The sequence below is a fragment of the Ferrovibrio sp. genome (assembly GCF_035304305.1).
Lineage (GTDB): Bacteria > Pseudomonadota > Alphaproteobacteria > Ferrovibrionales > Ferrovibrionaceae > Ferrovibrio.
This window is the reverse complement of sequence record NZ_DATGQG010000084.1, coordinates 23,139-38,956: the sequence shown is the minus strand read 5'-3', so window position 1 is coordinate 38,956 and position 15,818 is coordinate 23,139. Positions and strand designations below refer to the sequence as shown.

Annotated in this window: 16 protein-coding genes, 1 tRNA gene and 1 pseudogene; 8 read left to right on the top strand and 10 right to left on the bottom strand. The window is 69.4% G+C overall.

What is annotated here, in order from left to right; translation table 11 throughout:
• Both VKZ87_RS10375 and VKZ87_RS10370 read left to right on the top strand, forming a co-directional pair.
• Positions 1–439 (top strand): annotated as a pseudogene (locus tag VKZ87_RS10375) (methyl-accepting chemotaxis protein); the annotation flags it as partial.
• Between the two features lie 96 nt (positions 440–535).
• On the top strand, positions 536–2,989 hold the full coding sequence (locus VKZ87_RS10370) for a methyl-accepting chemotaxis protein (protein WP_324221183.1): 2,454 nt from the start codon (positions 536–538) through the stop codon (positions 2,987–2,989).
• Positions 2,990–3,036: 47 nt separating this feature from the next.
• On the opposite strand, the gene VKZ87_RS10365 is transcribed toward VKZ87_RS10370, so the two are convergent.
• Both VKZ87_RS10365 and VKZ87_RS10360 read right to left on the bottom strand, forming a co-directional pair.
• Complete coding sequence (locus tag VKZ87_RS10365) at positions 3,037–3,678, bottom strand: FMN-binding negative transcriptional regulator (RefSeq protein WP_324221182.1); 642 nt, start codon at positions 3,676–3,678, stop codon at positions 3,037–3,039.
• A 105-nt stretch (positions 3,679–3,783) separates the two neighbouring features.
• Positions 3,784–3,858: transfer RNA gene (locus tag VKZ87_RS10360), tRNA-Thr, on the bottom strand.
• 131 nt (positions 3,859–3,989) lie between these two features.
• Between VKZ87_RS10360 and VKZ87_RS10355 the strand changes: the two genes are divergently transcribed.
• A complete protein-coding gene (locus VKZ87_RS10355; RefSeq protein WP_324221181.1) occupies positions 3,990–4,622 on the top strand; it encodes a glutathione S-transferase family protein in 633 nt (210 codons plus the stop codon).
• On the opposite strand, the gene VKZ87_RS10350 is transcribed toward VKZ87_RS10355, so the two are convergent.
• Genes VKZ87_RS10350 through hemC form a run of 4 tightly spaced genes read right to left on the bottom strand, consistent with a single transcriptional unit; the run spans position 4,619 to position 8,847 of the window.
• The gene (locus VKZ87_RS10350) at positions 4,619–5,965 is read right to left on the bottom strand and encodes a heme biosynthesis HemY N-terminal domain-containing protein (RefSeq protein WP_324221180.1); all 1,347 of its coding nucleotides are present in this window, start codon (positions 5,963–5,965) and stop codon (positions 4,619–4,621) included. The genes VKZ87_RS10355 and VKZ87_RS10350 overlap by 4 nt on opposite strands.
• Positions 5,966–5,986: 21 nt before the next feature.
• Entirely contained in the window at positions 5,987–7,156 is a 1,170-nt protein-coding gene (locus tag VKZ87_RS10345; RefSeq protein WP_324221179.1) for a hypothetical protein, read from the bottom strand.
• A 24-nt stretch (positions 7,157–7,180) separates the two neighbouring features.
• Positions 7,181–7,900 (bottom strand): uroporphyrinogen-III synthase, encoded by a 720-nt coding sequence (locus VKZ87_RS10340; RefSeq protein WP_324221178.1) that lies wholly within the window; start codon positions 7,898–7,900, stop codon positions 7,181–7,183.
• Positions 7,897–8,847 (bottom strand): hydroxymethylbilane synthase, encoded by a 951-nt coding sequence (gene hemC, locus VKZ87_RS10335; RefSeq protein WP_324221177.1) that lies wholly within the window; start codon positions 8,845–8,847, stop codon positions 7,897–7,899. Before hemC ends, VKZ87_RS10340 begins: the two co-directional genes overlap by 4 nt.
• A 49-nt stretch (positions 8,848–8,896) precedes the next feature.
• On the opposite strand from hemC, the gene tsaD reads away from it, so the two are divergent.
• The 5 genes from tsaD (at position 8,897) to VKZ87_RS10310 (ending at position 12,093) form a co-directional block, all read left to right on the top strand.
• Entirely contained in the window at positions 8,897–9,958 is a 1,062-nt protein-coding gene (gene tsaD / locus VKZ87_RS10330; protein WP_324221176.1) for a tRNA (adenosine(37)-N6)-threonylcarbamoyltransferase complex transferase subunit TsaD, read from the top strand.
• The gene (locus VKZ87_RS10325) at positions 9,955–10,953 is read left to right on the top strand and encodes an NAD(P)H-dependent glycerol-3-phosphate dehydrogenase (RefSeq protein ID WP_324221175.1); all 999 of its coding nucleotides are present in this window, start codon (positions 9,955–9,957) and stop codon (positions 10,951–10,953) included. Before tsaD ends, VKZ87_RS10325 begins: the two co-directional genes overlap by 4 nt.
• Before the next feature lie 7 nt (positions 10,954–10,960).
• Positions 10,961–11,374 (top strand): EVE domain-containing protein, encoded by a 414-nt coding sequence (locus VKZ87_RS10320; protein ID WP_324221174.1) that lies wholly within the window; start codon positions 10,961–10,963, stop codon positions 11,372–11,374.
• 39 nt (positions 11,375–11,413) lie between these two features.
• A complete protein-coding gene (locus VKZ87_RS10315; RefSeq protein WP_324221173.1) occupies positions 11,414–11,770 on the top strand; it encodes a Rieske (2Fe-2S) protein in 357 nt (118 codons plus the stop codon).
• A 149-nt stretch (positions 11,771–11,919) separates the two neighbouring features.
• On the top strand, positions 11,920–12,093 hold the full coding sequence (locus tag VKZ87_RS10310) for a hypothetical protein (RefSeq protein ID WP_324221172.1): 174 nt from the start codon (positions 11,920–11,922) through the stop codon (positions 12,091–12,093).
• Between the two features lie 90 nt (positions 12,094–12,183).
• On the opposite strand, the gene VKZ87_RS10305 is transcribed toward VKZ87_RS10310, so the two are convergent.
• The 4 genes from VKZ87_RS10305 to VKZ87_RS10290 form a co-directional block, all read right to left on the bottom strand.
• Entirely contained in the window at positions 12,184–12,957 is a 774-nt protein-coding gene (locus tag VKZ87_RS10305; protein WP_324221171.1) for a response regulator, read from the bottom strand.
• Positions 12,958–13,217: 260 nt separating this feature from the next.
• Positions 13,218–13,415 (bottom strand): hypothetical protein, encoded by a 198-nt coding sequence (locus tag VKZ87_RS10300; RefSeq protein WP_324221170.1) that lies wholly within the window; start codon positions 13,413–13,415, stop codon positions 13,218–13,220.
• Positions 13,416–13,590: 175 nt separating this feature from the next.
• Positions 13,591–14,337, bottom strand: coding sequence for a creatininase family protein (locus VKZ87_RS10295; protein WP_324221169.1), 747 nt, complete (start codon positions 14,335–14,337; stop codon positions 13,591–13,593).
• Between the two features lie 97 nt (positions 14,338–14,434).
• Positions 14,435–15,811 carry an HlyD family type I secretion periplasmic adaptor subunit gene (locus VKZ87_RS10290; RefSeq protein WP_324221168.1) on the bottom strand — a complete coding sequence of 459 codons (1,377 nt, stop codon included), beginning with the start codon at positions 15,809–15,811 and terminating at the stop codon, positions 14,435–14,437.
• Positions 15,812–15,818: the final 7 nt, after the last annotated feature.

The following is a 15,818-nucleotide window of genomic DNA, read 5'->3' as shown; positions in this document are numbered from 1 at the left end:
CATCGTCGCCGAGATCGCGGCGGCGAGCAGGGAGCAGGCCACCGGCCTCGACCAGGTGAACACCGCCGTGGGCAGCATGGACGAGATGACCCAGCGCAACGGCGCGCTGGTGGAGCAGACCTCCGCGTCGGCCCAGGCGCTGGCCGATCAGGGCCGCCAGCTCGCCGATCTCGTCGCCTTCTTCAAGCTGAACCAGGCCGCGCAGAGCGTCGCCGCGCCCAAGTCTGCCACACAGGCGCAGGCATCCGCTGCGGACAAGCCGAAAACGGCGCCCGCTGCGCCGGCCGCGGCAAAACCGGCCGCGAAGCCCGCCGCGCCCGCTCCGGCACCTGCCGCAGCGAAAACACCGGTGGCGAAGCCGGCTCCGGCTGTCGCCAGGCCGGCGCCGCAGCCGGCGCTGGCCAGCGTCGACGATGACGACGACTGGAAGGAATTCTGAAGTCCGCAGCGCTGACGCCGGGGAACCGTTGTGCGCACCCCGGCCGCGGCGCAGACTGCGGCAGTATTTGTGAAGTCAGTAGAAGGGGGCGCAAGAATGCGGCTCGGCATCCGACAGAAACTGTTTCTCGCCGTCGGCGTGATCGCCGCGATGGCGGTGGTCTCAAGCCTGATCTCCTTCGGCTTCTTCGGACAGGTGCGCGGCGCCCTCACCATGGTGACGGGCCAGAGCATTCCCGCCGTCAGCTCCGCCCTCACCCTCTCGGCGCAGTCGGCCGATCTGGCCGCCGCCGCGCCGGCGCTGGCCTATGCCTCGACCGATGCCGAGCGCCAGACCGCCTATGGCAACCTGCAGGGCAAGCTGAACCAGATCGAGCGCACGCTCGAGGAGGTCAAGAAGAATGACGTGTCCGACGACCTCCGCACCGAGGTCGAGGACAATGTGCGCCAGCTCACCAATGCGATGAACTCGGTCGCCGATGCGGTGCAGGAGCGCATCCACTACCGCGACCAGCGCATGGCGCTGACCAAGGCGCTGACCGACAATCATTCCAACTTCCTGATGCTGGCGCAGCCTGCCGTCGACCAGGCGGTGATGGACATGACCATGGAATTCGAGCTGGTCAGCCGCCTGTCCGGTTCCGGTGCCTCGGAGGCGATCCAGGCGATCCTCGACAAGCAGGTGGCCGGCGCCCGCGCGATGCAGGATCTCGTCGCCAAGGTGAACCAGCTGGTCGGCCAGCTGGCGGTGGCCGCCCAGGCGGAATCCACCGAGCAGATCGAACTGATCGGCGTCGAGCTGATCAACGTCCGCGCCGAGATGCTGCGCAGCCTGGAGACCGTGCAGGCCGTTTTCCCGAACAAGGAGATCGAGACGCTGGTCCAGGACATCGCGAAGGCCGGCGAGGGCGACGAAAGCCTGATGGAAGTGCGCCGCCAGGAACTGGCGATGATGCGCAGGGCGGTCTCGGCCCTGTCGGAAAGCCGCAACACCTCGATCTGGCTGGCCGACGCCGTCGACCGGCTGGTGCAGGTGGCGCGCAAGAATACCGATGATTCCGCCGATGCCTCGCTGACGGCGATCAACATCGCGCAGACCAGCATGGCCGTCATCGCGGTCATCTGCCTTCTCGCCGCCGTGGCGATCGGCTGGCTCTATATCGGCCGCCGCGTGATTGATCCGATCGTCGCCACCACCGGCACCATGGGCCGGCTCGCCGGTCGCGACTGGAACGCCGAAGTCTCGGGCATCGAGCGCGCCGACGAGATCGGCGACATGGCGCGCGCGGTGCAGGTATTCAAGGAACAGGGCCAGGAGGCGGACCGCCTGCAGGCCCAGATGGAGGCCGAGCGCGAGCGCTTCGAGGCCGAACGCAAGGCGCAGGAAGCGCTGCTGCAGAGCGCGGTGGGCGAGATCGTGGCGGCGGCCAATGCCGGCGACCTCACCCAGCGCATCGATGTCAGCCGTATCGACGGCGTGATGCGCGATCTCGGCAACGGCGTGAACCAGCTGCTCGCCACCGTCGAGCGGGCGCTCGGCGATCTCGGCACGATGCTGCACAAGCTGGCCGACGGCGACCTGACGCACCGCATCCGCGGCCAGTATCAGGGCCTGTTCGCCCGCCTCACCGGCGATGCCAACCAGGTCAGCGAGCGGCTGGCGCAGACCATGCGCAGCCTGAACGAGGCGGCAGGCCTGGTGCGCGATGCCTCGGCGGAAATCTCCGCCGGCAGCCAGGATCTGGCGCAGCGCACCGAAAGCCAGGCCGCGGCGCTGGAGCAGACGGCAGCCTCGATGCACGAGGTCACCGCCACCGTGAAGCAGAATGCCGACAACGCGCAGGCCGCCAACCAGCTGGCGGTCACCGCGCGCGATACCGCGGAAAACGGCGGCGGCATCGTGCAGAAGGCGGTCGCCGCCATGGGCGAGATCGAGAGCAGCGCGCAGAAGATTTCCGACATCGTCGGGCTGATCGACGAGATCGCCTTCCAGACCAATCTGCTGGCGCTGAATGCCTCGGTGGAAGCCGCGCGCGCGGGCGAGGCCGGCAAGGGTTTCGCCGTGGTGGCGCAGGAAGTGCGCGCGCTGGCGCAGCGCTCGGCCAATGCGTCGAAGGACATCAAGGGCCTGATCCAGGCCTCCAACGCGCAGGTGAAGAGCGGCGCGGCGCTGGTCAACCAGGCGGGCGGCGCGCTGAACGAGATCGTCACAGCGGTGAAGAAGGTCTCCGACATCGTCGCCGAGATCGCCGCGGCCTCGGCCGAACAGGCGCGCGGCCTCGAGGAAGTGAACGGCGCCGTGGTCAACATGGACGAGATGACCCAGCGCAACGGCGCGCTGGTGGAAGAGACCAATGCCTCGGCCCAGGCGATGGCGGACCAGGCGCGCCAGCTCGCCGAGCTGGTCGGCCATTTCCGCCTCGAGGACAGCACCGCCGCCAATGACAGCGCGGCGGATGATGGCGAGGCCGGCCATGACGGAGATGAGTCCGGAGACGACAACGTCGTCTCGCTGGCCCACGCCAAGATGGCCATGGGCGCGGCGGACTAGCCTTTCCCTCACCCTCCCTGTCGCGACGCGTCGGGGAGGGTCTTTCGCTATTTCCGCGGCGCGGCGCGGTCCATCGCGTCCGCCAGCGCGGCATTGGCGTCGCCGCCGAGGTCGCGCAGCGCGGCGAGCACGCCGGGAATGTCGCCCGGCCGGTTCTGGCTCAGCTTGAACTTGCCTTCCAGTCTTTCGATGGCGATCTCGACGCCGACGATGCCGCGCAGCATCGCGTCCACGAAGGTCGCGGGCTCGTCGCCGAGCTGCCAGCCGCCCTCGGCCGGCTCATAGACCTTCGACAGGCGGTCGACCATGTCGCGCAGGGCGCCCGCCTCGCGCGTCACGTTCGCGCGGCCATGCACATGCACCACCGCATAGTTCCAGGTCGGCACGGCGGGCTTCTTCTGGTACCAGCGCGGCGAGACATAGCCATGCGGACCCTGGAAGATGCAGGTCACCGGCCGGCCGTCGAGCAGGGCGGCCTGGCCGTTGGCGGCGGCGAGATGGCAGAGCAGACGGCCCTGCGCACCGGCCGCCGCGACGCTGCCGGGCCGGTCGAGCAGGAAGGGAACATGGCTCGCCTCGATGCCGCCATCGTCGCGCGTGCAGAGCAGCAGGCCGAAAGCGTGGCTTTCGATCAGGTCGTAAAGCGGCGCGAGGTCGTCGCGGACCGCGAAATGGGCGGGGATATACATGGCGGAAATCCGGCTGGTCTGGGCGGGGCCATCAAAGAGCGGCGCCGGCGCGGCCGCAACCGGAGAATTGCACCCATCTTGTCCCGGTATCGTGTCGGGAGAGAATGGTGCCGGCGGAGGGATTTGAACCCCCGACCTCGACTTTACGAAAGTCTTGCTCTACCGCTGAGCTACGCCGGCCCGACCGTTCCGCCGTCTGCGCTTTGCTTGACCCGCGCAGGGCGCGCGCGGAAAATACGGGCCGGACAGCGGCTTGGCAAGCCTGCCGCCGGCCAAAAAGACCCACCGGAATCCACAGGGGAGGACCAGAAATGCCGGCCGCCTGCACGCTTTACGGTAGCTTTCTCTCCGCGCCTACCTACCGGGTCGGCCTGATGCTCGCGCTCTGCGGCCTGCCCTTCGATTACCGGCATGTCGACCTGTCCAAGGGCGAGCACAAGACGGCGGAATTCCTCGAACTGAACCGCTTCGGCCAGGTGCCGGTGCTGGTCCATGACGGGCTCAATCTCTGCCAGTCCTTCGCCATCCTCGAATATCTCGCCGAGGTGACCGGCAAATTCGCGCCCGCCACGATGGAAGAGCGCCAGCGCATCCGCGAATGGCTGTTCTGGGATGCCGACCGGCTCAGCCCCGGCATCGGCCGCACGCGCTTTTTCGAGCGCTTCGCCAAGCCCGACGCCGCGGTGATGGATTACATGCGCATGAATGCCGAGGCGGGCCTCGGCGTGCTCAACGCCCAGCTCGAGGGCAAGCGCTTCCTGGTCGGCGAGCGGCCGACGATCGCCGATATCGGCTGCTTCGGCACGCTGATCCATATGGCGGAAGGCAGGTTCGAACTCGCCAACTGGCCGAATGTGAAGACCTGGTGGGACCGCATGAGCGCCCTGCCCGGCTTCACCCCGCCCTACGACCTGCTGCCCAAATTCGACCGCGCGGCGGCCTAGCGCGGCTTTTCCAGTTCCAGCAGCGGCCGCGGCGGCAGCGCCAGCGGCGCGGTTTCGCCCAGGGCCGTCGGATCGAGCGCATCGAAGGCGCCGCACTGGCTGCACAGCGGCATCCAGGCGGCATGGCCGCTGCCGCAGCTGCCGCATTGCCAGACACCCGGATGCGCCCGGGCCCGGCTCAGCCAGCGGTCGGCCTCCAGCGCATCGCCGTCGCCGAGTTCGGCCAGCCGGCCGCGCAGCCGCGCGCCCCAGGCGCCGAGATTGCCGCCGCCCTCGTCGACGAGAATGGCGCGCGCGGTGATGAAATCATGCGCCAGCAGCGCTGCCGCCGCGACCAGCAGCCGGCTTTCCGGCGCCTCGGCGCGGTCGCCGACGAAATCGCGGGCGCGCTGCACCAGGGTATCCATCGCGGTGTCGCGCTGCAGTTCCAGCCAGGCCTCGCCATAGGCCTCGCAGGGCTGGCGCGACCAGGCGCGGCGCAGCAGCTGGATCGCCTGCTCGCGCTGGGCCTGCGAGCCGGCGCCGCTGCGATAGGTCGCCGCCAGCAGCACCGGCGGCACCGGATGCCCGGGCAGGATCTTCGCCGCATGCTGGGTGAGGCGCTGCGCCATCTGGCTGTCGCCCTGGGCGAGCGCCGCATGGGCGGCGGCAAGATCGAGGCGCGCTTCGAGCTGGCCGGCAGCCTCCTTCGGCACCGCCTTCCTGCGCCGCGCGGCATCGAGCCGCGCTTTCGCGGCCGGCCAGTCGCCGCGCGCGACCAGCAGCTGCAGCTCGGCCTCGGCGGCAAACGGCGAGCCCGGACGCAGGGCGGAGGCGCGCCGCGCGAAATCCAGTGCCGCATCCATGTCACCGCGCTGGCGCGCATCGGCCAGCAGGCCGCGATAACCGAGAAAGGCCGTGCCGGGATCTTCCGACAGCGCCGCAAAGGCGGCGCGCGCCTCGTCCTGGCGGCCGTCGAGCTGGGCCGCATGGGCGATCAGCAGCCGCGCCAGCGCCGGATCCTCCAGCTGCGCCGCGGCGCGGCTGGCCAGCTTCGCCGCACGCTGCGGCTCGCCGGCCGAAACCGCCACCATGCCGGCGGCGAAATTCGCATAGCCCTTCGCCTGCCGCTTCAGGCGGCGGCGCTGCGGCAGGGCCGCGGCCCAGGCGACGATCCAGGCCAGCGCGAAGATGCCGAGGCTGAGCAGGACGAGGCCGAGCGCCAGCAGCGGCGCCGGTGCCTCGATCAGATAGCCGAACCAGTTGATGCGGATGCGGCCCGGCTGATCGGCCAGCCAGGCGGCCAGACCGGCCAGCAGCATCAGCAGGACGAGGATCAGCCCGGCGCGGAACAGACGCAGCATTGCTTCAGCCCCGTGCGGCGATCATGGCAGCGCCGCCAGATGGGCGCGCAGGGCGGCGCCATAGGCGTCCAGCGCCGCATCCAGCGCCAGCCGCGCCTTCATCGCCTCGCGCCAGGCCGCCAGATCGGGATCGAGCTGCAATCCCTCCAGCGCGGCGAGCGCGGCATCGACATCGCCGGCAGCCATCGCCGCTTCGGCATCCGCCAGTTTCGTTTCGGGCGCGGCTTCGCCGGCGCCGCCGACCTTGCGGATGGTGACGAGGCCGGTGATCTTGTCGAGCGCGCGCTGCCAGACCGTCTTCTCAGCCGGATCGCCGGAAGCCTGGACCGGCCTGTCGAGCTGCTGCTGCAGCAGGGGTGCGAACCGCTGATGGAGCTGCAGCAACGATGGCGGCGGCGCGTCGGTAAAGCCCTGCAGCGCGCTTGCCGCCTGCTGCAGCGCGCCGCCCTGGCGTTCGGCATAGGGCAGCAGGATGGCGGCCTCGCCGGTGAACCGCTCGCCGCGGCGCGCGCGGTCGCGCAATTCGCTCCAGGCGATCAGCTGCGCCAGCGGCTCGCGCAGGGCGGCGGTGCTCTGCTGCGCCACGCCGGTCAGCCGCGCCTGCAGGTCGGCGACCTGCTGCTGCAGGCTGCCGCGCTGCGAGCCCTGCGCCTCCGAGGCCTGGATCAGCAGCGCGATCTTCTGGTCCTGCTCGGCACGTTCCGCTTCCAGCGCCTGCAGACGGTTCTGCAGCTCGGTGATGGTCTGCTGGTCAACGCTGGCCGGCGCCGGCAGCTGCTGCAGCCGTTCGATGCTGGCGGTCAGTGCCGCCAGCCGCCGCTCGAGTTCGTCGATGCGCGGATCGGGCTGCTGCTCGCGCTGCGGTTCGGGCTGCGCCTGCGCTTCGGCCGGCGCCGGCACCGGCGATGCGATCGGCGGCACGGCGGCCTGCGGCGGCGGCGAGACCGGCAGCGTGACCGAGCTGCTGCCGGCTGCCGGCGCGCTGCTGCGGCCGCCGAAGACCTGGCCCAGCCGGTCGGTGCTCCAGAGATGATAGAGCACCGCAATGGCGATGCTGACGAGGACGAGCAGGATCAGATAGACGACGAGACGCCCCATGCGCCGGCGCGGCGCCTTGCCGAGCGGCTCGACTTCGGCATCGATGACCTTCTCACCGCTGCCGCTCTTCCTGTCGCCCTGGCTCTCGCTCATGATCCGTCCGTCTCGTTCCGGGCGCTAGAGCAGCGCGAGCATGTCGTCCTCGCGCGGCTGCGCCGCAATCCTGACTTCGCGCCAGGGCAGGCCCTGCAGCGCGGTGGCAACATTCTGGCTGAGACAGAGCGCCGCGCAAGCCCGGGCGCCGTCGGTGACCGCCGATGCCTTGCTCAGGCTAACAAATGTCGCAGCGGTGCGGGGAGAGAAAAACAGCGCCGCCGCATAGCCGCCGGCGCCGAACCGCGCCTTCACGGTGTCGGGCAGGTCCCGCGCCGGTTCGGCGGCATAGAATGTCAGCCGCCGCACGTCATGGCCGCTTTTGCGCAGCATCGCCTGCAGGTCGCCGGCCAGCGTCGCGCCGGCGGCATGCAGCAGCGCGCCCCTGTGCGGCGGATGGTGATCGGCGACGACCGCGGCAAGGCTGTGAACGTCGCCGCCCGCGGCGGTGACATCGGTGAAACCGGCCTCCATCGCCGCCTGCGCGCTGGCCTCGCCCACGGCATAGACGGTGAAGTCGCGGCGGCTGCTGGCTGCGGCAAAAGCGCGCACGCCGTTCGCCGAGGTGAACAGCAGCGCCGTGACGCCGGCAAGCGCGGTCTGCAGGTCCTTCGCATCGGGCAGCTGCGGCACGATGGCCAGCATCGGCGCCGCGTCGGCTTCCATGCCGCGTTCGCGCAGCCGCGCGACCAGCGAGGCGGCCTCGGCTTCGGGCCGCGTGATCAGGATCCTGCCTGCACTCATGGATCGAAGAAGCCGGGGCCGATGCGGCCTTTCAGATCCGCGCCGGCATCGAGGCCCATGGCAAGGCCATCGTCGCGACCGCCATGGCGTTCGATCTCGATCAGGTTGCTGCCGTCGGGCCGCGCGATGGCGCCGCGCAGGCGCAGCCTGTCGCCGTCGAGTTCGGCCAGTGCCGCGATCGGGGTGCGGCAGGAACCGTCCAGGGTGGCAAGCAAAGCGCGTTCGGCCTCGACGCGCAGCCGCGTCTCGGCGTCGTCGAGCGCCGCGAGGAAGGAGAGCACGCGCGTATCGCCGTCGCGGCATTCGATGCCGATGGCGCCCTGCGCCACCGCCGGCAGCATCTCTTCCGGTTCCAGCACGCACATGCCTTCGGGCGCGAGCTGCAGCCGGTGCAGCCCGGCCAGCGCCAGGAAGGTGGCGGTGACCACGCCCTCCTCCAGCTTGCGCAGGCGCGTCTGCACATTGCCGCGGAAGGTGACGACCTCAAGGTCGGGCCGCCGTGCCAGCAGGAAGGCCTTGCGCCGCAAAGATGCCGTGCCGACCACGGCATTGCGCGGCAGGTCCGACAGCCGGGTGGGTTTCGTCGCCAGCAGCACGTCGCGCACATCCTCGCGCGGCAGATAGGCCGCCATGATCAGGCCGTCGGGCAACTGGGTCGGCATGTCCTTCATGGAATGCACGGCGAGATCGATGCTGCCGTCCAGCAGCGCTTCCTCGATCTCCTTGGTGAACAGGCCCTTGCCGCCGGCCTCCGCCAGCGCGCGGTCCTGGATGCGGTCGCCGGTCGTCTTGATCACCGAAATGGCGATATCGGCCTCGCGCAGGGCCGGATGCGCGGCCAGCAGGCGCTCTCGGGTTTCCCGGGCCTGGGCCAGCGCCAGCGGCGAACCCCGGGTCCCGATGGTCAGCACCGGTTTCGCGATATTGGCCTGCCGTTCCGTACTCACGCTTTCCTGCTGCCTTGCTGCTGTGGCGTCATAATGCTAGGCCTGCTGCATGCTTGTTCTGGGCATCGAAACCAGCTGCGACGAGACCGCCTGCGCCGTCGTTTCCGACGCGGCGGACCCCGCGCGGCGCATCGTCAGTCATAGCCTGTTCTCGCAACTGAGGGAACACGCGCCCTATGGCGGCGTGGTGCCGGAAATCGCCTCCCGCGCCCATATCGAGCATCTCGACGGCCTGATCGCCGAATGCCTCGACCATGCCGGACTCAAGCTGGCCGATCTCGACGCCATCGCCGCCACGGCCGGGCCCGGCCTGATCGGCGGTGTCATGGTCGGGCTGATGACAGCCAAAACGCTGGCCTATGCGGCGAACAGGCCGCTGATCGCGGTGAACCATCTGGAAGGCCATGCGCTGTCGGTGCGGCTGTCCGACGATGTGCCCTTTCCCTATCTGCTGCTGCTGGTCTCCGGTGGCCATTGCCAGTTCCTCGTGGTGGAGGATGTCGGCCGTTACCGGCGGCTCGGCACCACCATCGACGATGCCGCCGGCGAAGCCTTCGACAAGACGGCGAAGCTGCTGGGCCTGGGCTATCCCGGCGGTCCGGCCATCGAGCGGCTGGCAAAGCAGGGCAATGCGTCGCGTTTCGACCTGCCGAAGCCGCTGAAGGGCAGGCCGGGCTGCGACTTTTCCTTCTCCGGCCTGAAGACCGCCGTGCGGCTCGCGCTGGAAGGCTGCGAGCCGGAGGTGACGGAGCAGGACAAGGCCGATCTCGCCGCCAGCTTCCAGCGCACGGTGATGGAGGTGATCCTCGACCGCGCGAAGAACGCGATTGCCGCCTTCGACGCCTCCCATGGCGCGCAGGGGAAGCATTTCGTCGTCGCCGGCGGCGTGGCGGCCAACCGGGCCCTGCGCGACGGCCTCGTCGCACTGGCCCAACGCAGCGGCATGGTCTTCACCGCGCCGCCGATGAATCTCTGCACCGACAACGGCGCGATGATCGCCTGGGCCGGCATCGAGCGCTTCCGCCGCGGCATGATCGACGATCTCGAGGCGCCGGCGCGGGCGCGCTGGCCGCTGGATGCCGCGGCGGCCGCGCCCGGAGCGCGCGCATGACCGCCGGCCTGGCGCGGGTCGGCGTCATCGGCGGTGGCGCCTGGGGCACCGCCCTGGCGGCCCTGGCCGCGGAGAACGGCGAAGCGGTTCTCTGGGCGCGCAACGACGATGTCGTGGCGATGATCAACCGCGATCATGCCAATGCGCTGTATCTGCCAGACGTAACCCTGCCGGCGGCGCTGCGCGCGACGAGCGCGTTCGCCGCGCTGAAGGATTGCGACGCGCTGCTGCTGGCGGTGCCGGCGCAGAGCCTGCGCAGCTTCGGCGACCGCATCGCCGACGAGCTGCCCGGCGCCGCACCGCTGGTGATCGCCTCGAAGGGCATCGAGATTGCTACCGGCAGATTGCCGGCCGAGGTGCTGGCCGAGACCCTGCCCGGCCGGGCGCTGGCGATTCTCACCGGACCGAATTTTGCCGCCGAGATCGCGCGCGGCCTGCCGGCGGCCGCAACGCTCGCCTGCGCGGATGCCGCGCTCGGCGCAGCCCTGGTGCAGCGGCTCGGCCGCCCCACCTTCCGGCCCTATTTCTCCGACGACGTGACCGGCGCGCAGGTCGGCGGCGCGGTGAAGAACGTGCTGGCGATCGCCTGCGGCATCGTGATCGGCCGCCGGCTGGGCGACAATGCGCGCGCGGCGCTCATCACCCGAGGCCTCGCCGAGATGACGCGGCTCGGTCTGTCGCTGGGCGCCAAGCGCGAGACCCTGACGGGCCTGTCGGGCCTCGGCGACCTGGTGCTGACCTGCTCGGGGCCGCAGTCGCGCAATCTCTCGCTCGGCATCGCGCTGGGCGAGGGCCGGATCCTGCAGGAGGTGCTGGCGGCGCGGCGCAGCATCGCCGAGGGCGTCTATACCGCGCAGGCGATCGGCGCGCTGGCGGCGCGCCAGGGCGTGGAGATGCCGATCTGCGAGGCGGTGGATGCCATCCTGCACAGGGGCGCCAGCATCGACGAGGCGCTGCAGGCCCTGCTTTCGAGACCCTTCCGGGCAGAGACATAGGACGACGATGAACTACTGGCTGATGAAAACCGAACCCTCGACCTGGTCCTGGGACATGCAGGTGAAGAAGAAAATCGAGAGCTGGAACGGCGTGCGCAACCACCAGGCCGCCGCCAACATGAAGGCCATGCAGCTCGGCGACCGCGCCTTCTTCTACCATTCGGTGGACGAGAAGCGCATCGTCGGCATCGTCGAGATCTGCAAGCTCTACTATCCCGACCCGACCGACGAGACCGGCAGGTTCGGCATGGTGGACGTGAAGACGCTGATGCCGCTGAAGACCCCGGTGACGCTGGCCCAGATCAAGGCCGAGCCGAAGCTGCAGCATCTGCAGCTGGTGACCCATTCGCGCCTCTCGGTGCAGAAGGTGGACGCACCGAGCTGGAAGCTGATCTGCAGGATGGGCGGCGTCGCGGCGTGACGGACTGCAGCCGGCCATGACGACGAGGAACAGACCTGCATGACCCGCCCCAACCGGCCGGCGGCCGGCACGCGGCTGATCCGCTTCGATGCGCTCGGCGAGACCGACGCGAAGGGATTCACCTTCGGCGAAGGCAGGGAGCGCTTCCAGTGTTTCGTGGTGCGCTGGCAGGGCGCCGTGTTCGGCTATGTCAACGAATGCCCGCATGCGCGCACCTCGCTGGACTGGCAGCCGGACAGGTTCTTCACCCTGCGGCGCGACGCGCTGCAATGCGGCACCCATGGCGCGCTGTTTGCGCCGGAAACCGGGCTCTGCTTTCTCGGCCCGTGCAAGAACCGGGCGCTGGAGCCCTTCCCGGTGAAACTCGACAGCGAAGGCTGGGTGATCGCGGCCTGAACGGCGCGGAACCAGGCGGCGCCCTGCCGGGTTGGATATTTCCACCCAGCGATGGGAGCCCGCATGTTCGAATTTCTCGGCAAAAGCATCCTGTTCATCTTCCTGGTCGGCCTCGCCGTCATCATCGGCGTGCTGATGCTGATCTTCTGATGCCGGTCCTCATCATCATCCTGCTCGCCTTCCTGGTGGCGCAGTTCGGCTTCTGGGACACCTTCGCCGGCGTGCTCGGCGGCATCGGCATCATCATCCTGGTGACGCTGACCGCGGCGGCCCTGCTGGTGGTGATGGGCGCGGTGGTGCTGAAGCGCCTGGGCCGGCGCTAGAACTCACAGGCATGGCCGGAACGGAAAACCGCCGCCGTAAGGAGATACGGCGGCGGCGGTAGTGGCAGTCTGTCAGGCTGCGAAACCGGTTCAGTGCACTCCGGAACTCAGCAGGGCCGAGTTCACGGCCGTCTCGAGCGAGCCGAACTCGAACGGCTTCGGCACGAGGAATTTCTTCGCGCCCTTGCGGACGCGGTCGGGATAACCGGTCAGCACCACGGTCGGGATGGTGCGCTCGCGGCAGATATCGGCCACGGCATCGAGCCCCGAGGAACGGTCCGCCAGCACCACGTCGGTGATGATCAGCCCCGGCTCGCCGGCGCGCGCGGTATGCACGGCCTCGTCGCGGGTGGCGGCGACGCCCATGATTTCGTGGCCCATCTCGCCGATCATGTCCTCCAGCAGCAGGGCCACCAGCGGATCATCCTCGATCAGCAGCACCTTGGTGCGCAGGCTGCGGGCGATGCGCTGGGTCGCCTGGCTGAGCAGGTCGCTGACATAGGCTTCGCTGCGGTCGAGAATCTCGGCCACCTCGGCCGGCGTGAAATCCTCCAGCGCGTAGAGCAGCACCGCCTGGCGCATTTCGTCGGGCAGCGTCGAAAGCACCCGGTCGGACGTCGGCATGCCATGATCGCCACGCAGGCGGATCACATTGTCGGATGCGGTGCTGGAATGACGGTGGATCAGAGAACGGTAGAGGTCGAGACGCAGTTCGCGCTTGTCCATCATGCCGGGATTGGCGACCAGTTCCTCGATGATGGCGTAGATGAAGCTGTCGCCCTGCTGCGTCTGGCCGCAGAGCGCGGTGGCAAAACGGCGGAGCATCGGTAGTTCGCGTTCGATCTGGGGCTTCAGTCCGGACATTTGTTCTTCTCCCGTTGATTGGAGCCCCGGAGACGGAGCCCGATTTCTGGAACCCTGGACCGGGAAGCATCGGCTGCCGATCCGTCACAGCGGGCGAGCGGTACCCGCAGCAAGGATTGGGTTCAGCCTACGCAGAAAATCCGCCGATGCGGATGAGCATTGCGCAATGAAGTTGTGACATTTCCGGGTTTCGGCCAGCGCGATTTTTCGCCGAAACCCAATGCAATCAGGATGGGCGGTGTGACACACGGCCCGCGCGTTCAGCGGTCCGTCCGCGCCTGCCGCAGGCGTTCGGCGAGACGCCGCACCTCGGCTTCCTTCACGCCGTCGCGCCGCATCAGCAGCTGTGTGATCGGGTCGGCCAGCATGTCATTGAGGGCCGGCTCCCATGCAGCCCGGACCCGGGTCGCACCCAGGCCGGCCACCGTCGGGGTGTAGAGATCGCGAAAGTCTTCCATGGCTGCCTCCCTGGCACTCTTCTGGGTAAGTCGATGGCCGGGATGCATTTTCTGCCCCGGCGCGAGAGGCAATGTAGCGCGCGCAGCATGAAGCCCACGTGACCAGAAGAAGGCAATTTGAAGGCATGTGCGCGCCGTCACAGGACGGCGCGCAGAATCCTTCCGCAGCGAAGGGTCAGGCCGCGAGGAAGGCGCGATAGCTCTCCACGAGATCGGGAACCACGGCATCCATGATCGTCTTGCCATGGGCCGCGCTGGCCAGCGCCGGGTTGGAGCCGATGCGGCCATCGGGGAAGCGGCTGCGGTAATCGGCGGCATCGGTGAAGCTGCCGTTCGGTGCCACCCGCGGCGACATCTCGGCCTGCTTCACCGCGTCTGGATAGGCATGGAAGGTGACCGACACCTCGCTCGGCGTGGCATGGCTGCCTTCCTCGCCGCCGAACAGCTCGCGCGACAGTCTTTTGGCTGCGGGCGCCTCATACCAGTTGCGCAGCGTGCAGCGGATGCTGGGCCGGTTATGGCCGGCCGGCGCCAGGCTGTTTTCCGCGTAGATTTCGGAGAAGGCGGCGGTGACGGTGGCGACGTTGCCGCCATGGCCGTTGATGAAGAAGAAGCGGTCGAAGCCGTGGCGGCTCAGGGATGTGACCATGTCGCCGATCACCGCGATCAGCGTCGAGGGCCGGAGCGTCATGCTGCCCGGAAAGCCGAGATGATGTTGCGCCATGCCGACGCTGATGGTCGGCGCCACCAGCGCATCGGCCGCATCGCCGACGGCGCGGGCGAAGACCTCGGCGCAGATCGCGTCGGTGCCGATCAGGCCGTTCGGGCCGTGCTGCTCGGTGGAGCCGATCGGGATGATGATGCCGGTCGACCGCTTCAGATAGGCCTCGACCTCGGCCCAGGTGCACAGATGCAGGAGCATGGATTCCACTCGCCTCGTCCGGGAAGAACAGCGGGCAGGCTAGGGTCATGCCCGCCGCTACGCAATCGTCCGGACCGGGCGATCAGCCGGGACGGCCTCAATCCTCCCGCAGCGCGCGGCCGAGCGCATTGGTGACCGGCGAAAGCAGGTAGTCCAGCGCCGTGCGGCTGCCGGTGACGATCATCGCCTCGGCCGGCATGCCGGGATAGAGGGCGAGATCGAGGGCCGCCAGCGCCTCGCGGTCGAGCTCGATCCGCGCCAGGTAATAGCCCTCGTCCGACAGTTCCCGGCCGCCGCGGCGCGGCTCGTCGCGCAGGCGGTCGGCCGAAACCAGCACGACGCGGCCGCCGACCACCGGCGTGGTGCGCTGGCTGAAGGCGGTGAGCCGGACATGGGCCGGCAGGCCCTGGTGCACCACGTCGATGTCTTCCGGCCGCACCCGCGCCTCCACCATAAGGCGGTTCTCCTGCGGCACGATGTCGAGGATGCGCTCGCCGGGCGCGATCACCGCGCCGGGGGTATGCACGGCGAGTCCGACCACGATGCCGGCCTGCGGCGCGATGATTTCGGTGCGCTGAAGCGTCGCGGCGGCGGCGATCAGGCGTTCCTGCACGTCCGCCAGCAGCGCCTGCACCTCACGCAGCTCCTGCATCACCTCGCGCAGGCGTTCGTTCTGCAGGGTGATGATTTCCAGCTCGGTGCCGGCCATGGCCTGGCGCGCCCGGGTCACCAGGGCGAGGTGCTCGCCGCGCAGTCCGCCGAGCCGCGCCTCGGCACGCTGCAGCTCCAGCAGCCGCGCCTTGCGGTGCAGGCCCTGGTCGAAGAGATGCTGCACGTCGCGCAGTTCCTCGGCGATCAGCTTCAGCTGCCGGTCCTCGGCAGCGATCTGGGCGCGCAGGGCCGCGATCTCCTCGCGATACTGCTCGACGCGCTGGCGCAGAACGGCGCCCTTGCCGTCCAGCGCCCGGCGCCGGGCATGGAAGATGTTGAGCTGGCCGCGCCAGGCCTCCGCGATCATGGCGCGGTCGAACAGGGCGTCATCGACGCCGGAAAGCCGCGCCGGCAGGGCCGGCACCGGCATCGCGGGCGCGGCGACATCGTCGCGTTCGGCGATCAGCCGCGCCTCGCGGGTCAGCGCGTCGATGTAGCGGCCGGCCAGCAGCGCCACGGACGCGCGCGCCGCCGTGTCGTCGAGGCGGATCAGCACGTCGCCGGCAGACACGGCGCTGCCGTTGCCGACGAGGATCTCGCGCACGATGCCGCCATCGAGATGCTGCACCGTCTTGCGGTAGCCATCGACGGTGACTTCGCCCGGCGCGATCGCGGCCGAGGACAGCGGCGCCAGCGCCGCCCAGGACCCGAAACCGCCGAAGGCAGCCAGGATGACAATCAGGCCGAGCGCCGCCGCGCCGGCGATGCCCATGGTGGGCCAGGCGGTGTCGCCGTCGTCTTCGGATTCGCGCCGTCCTGCCATGGTCCCG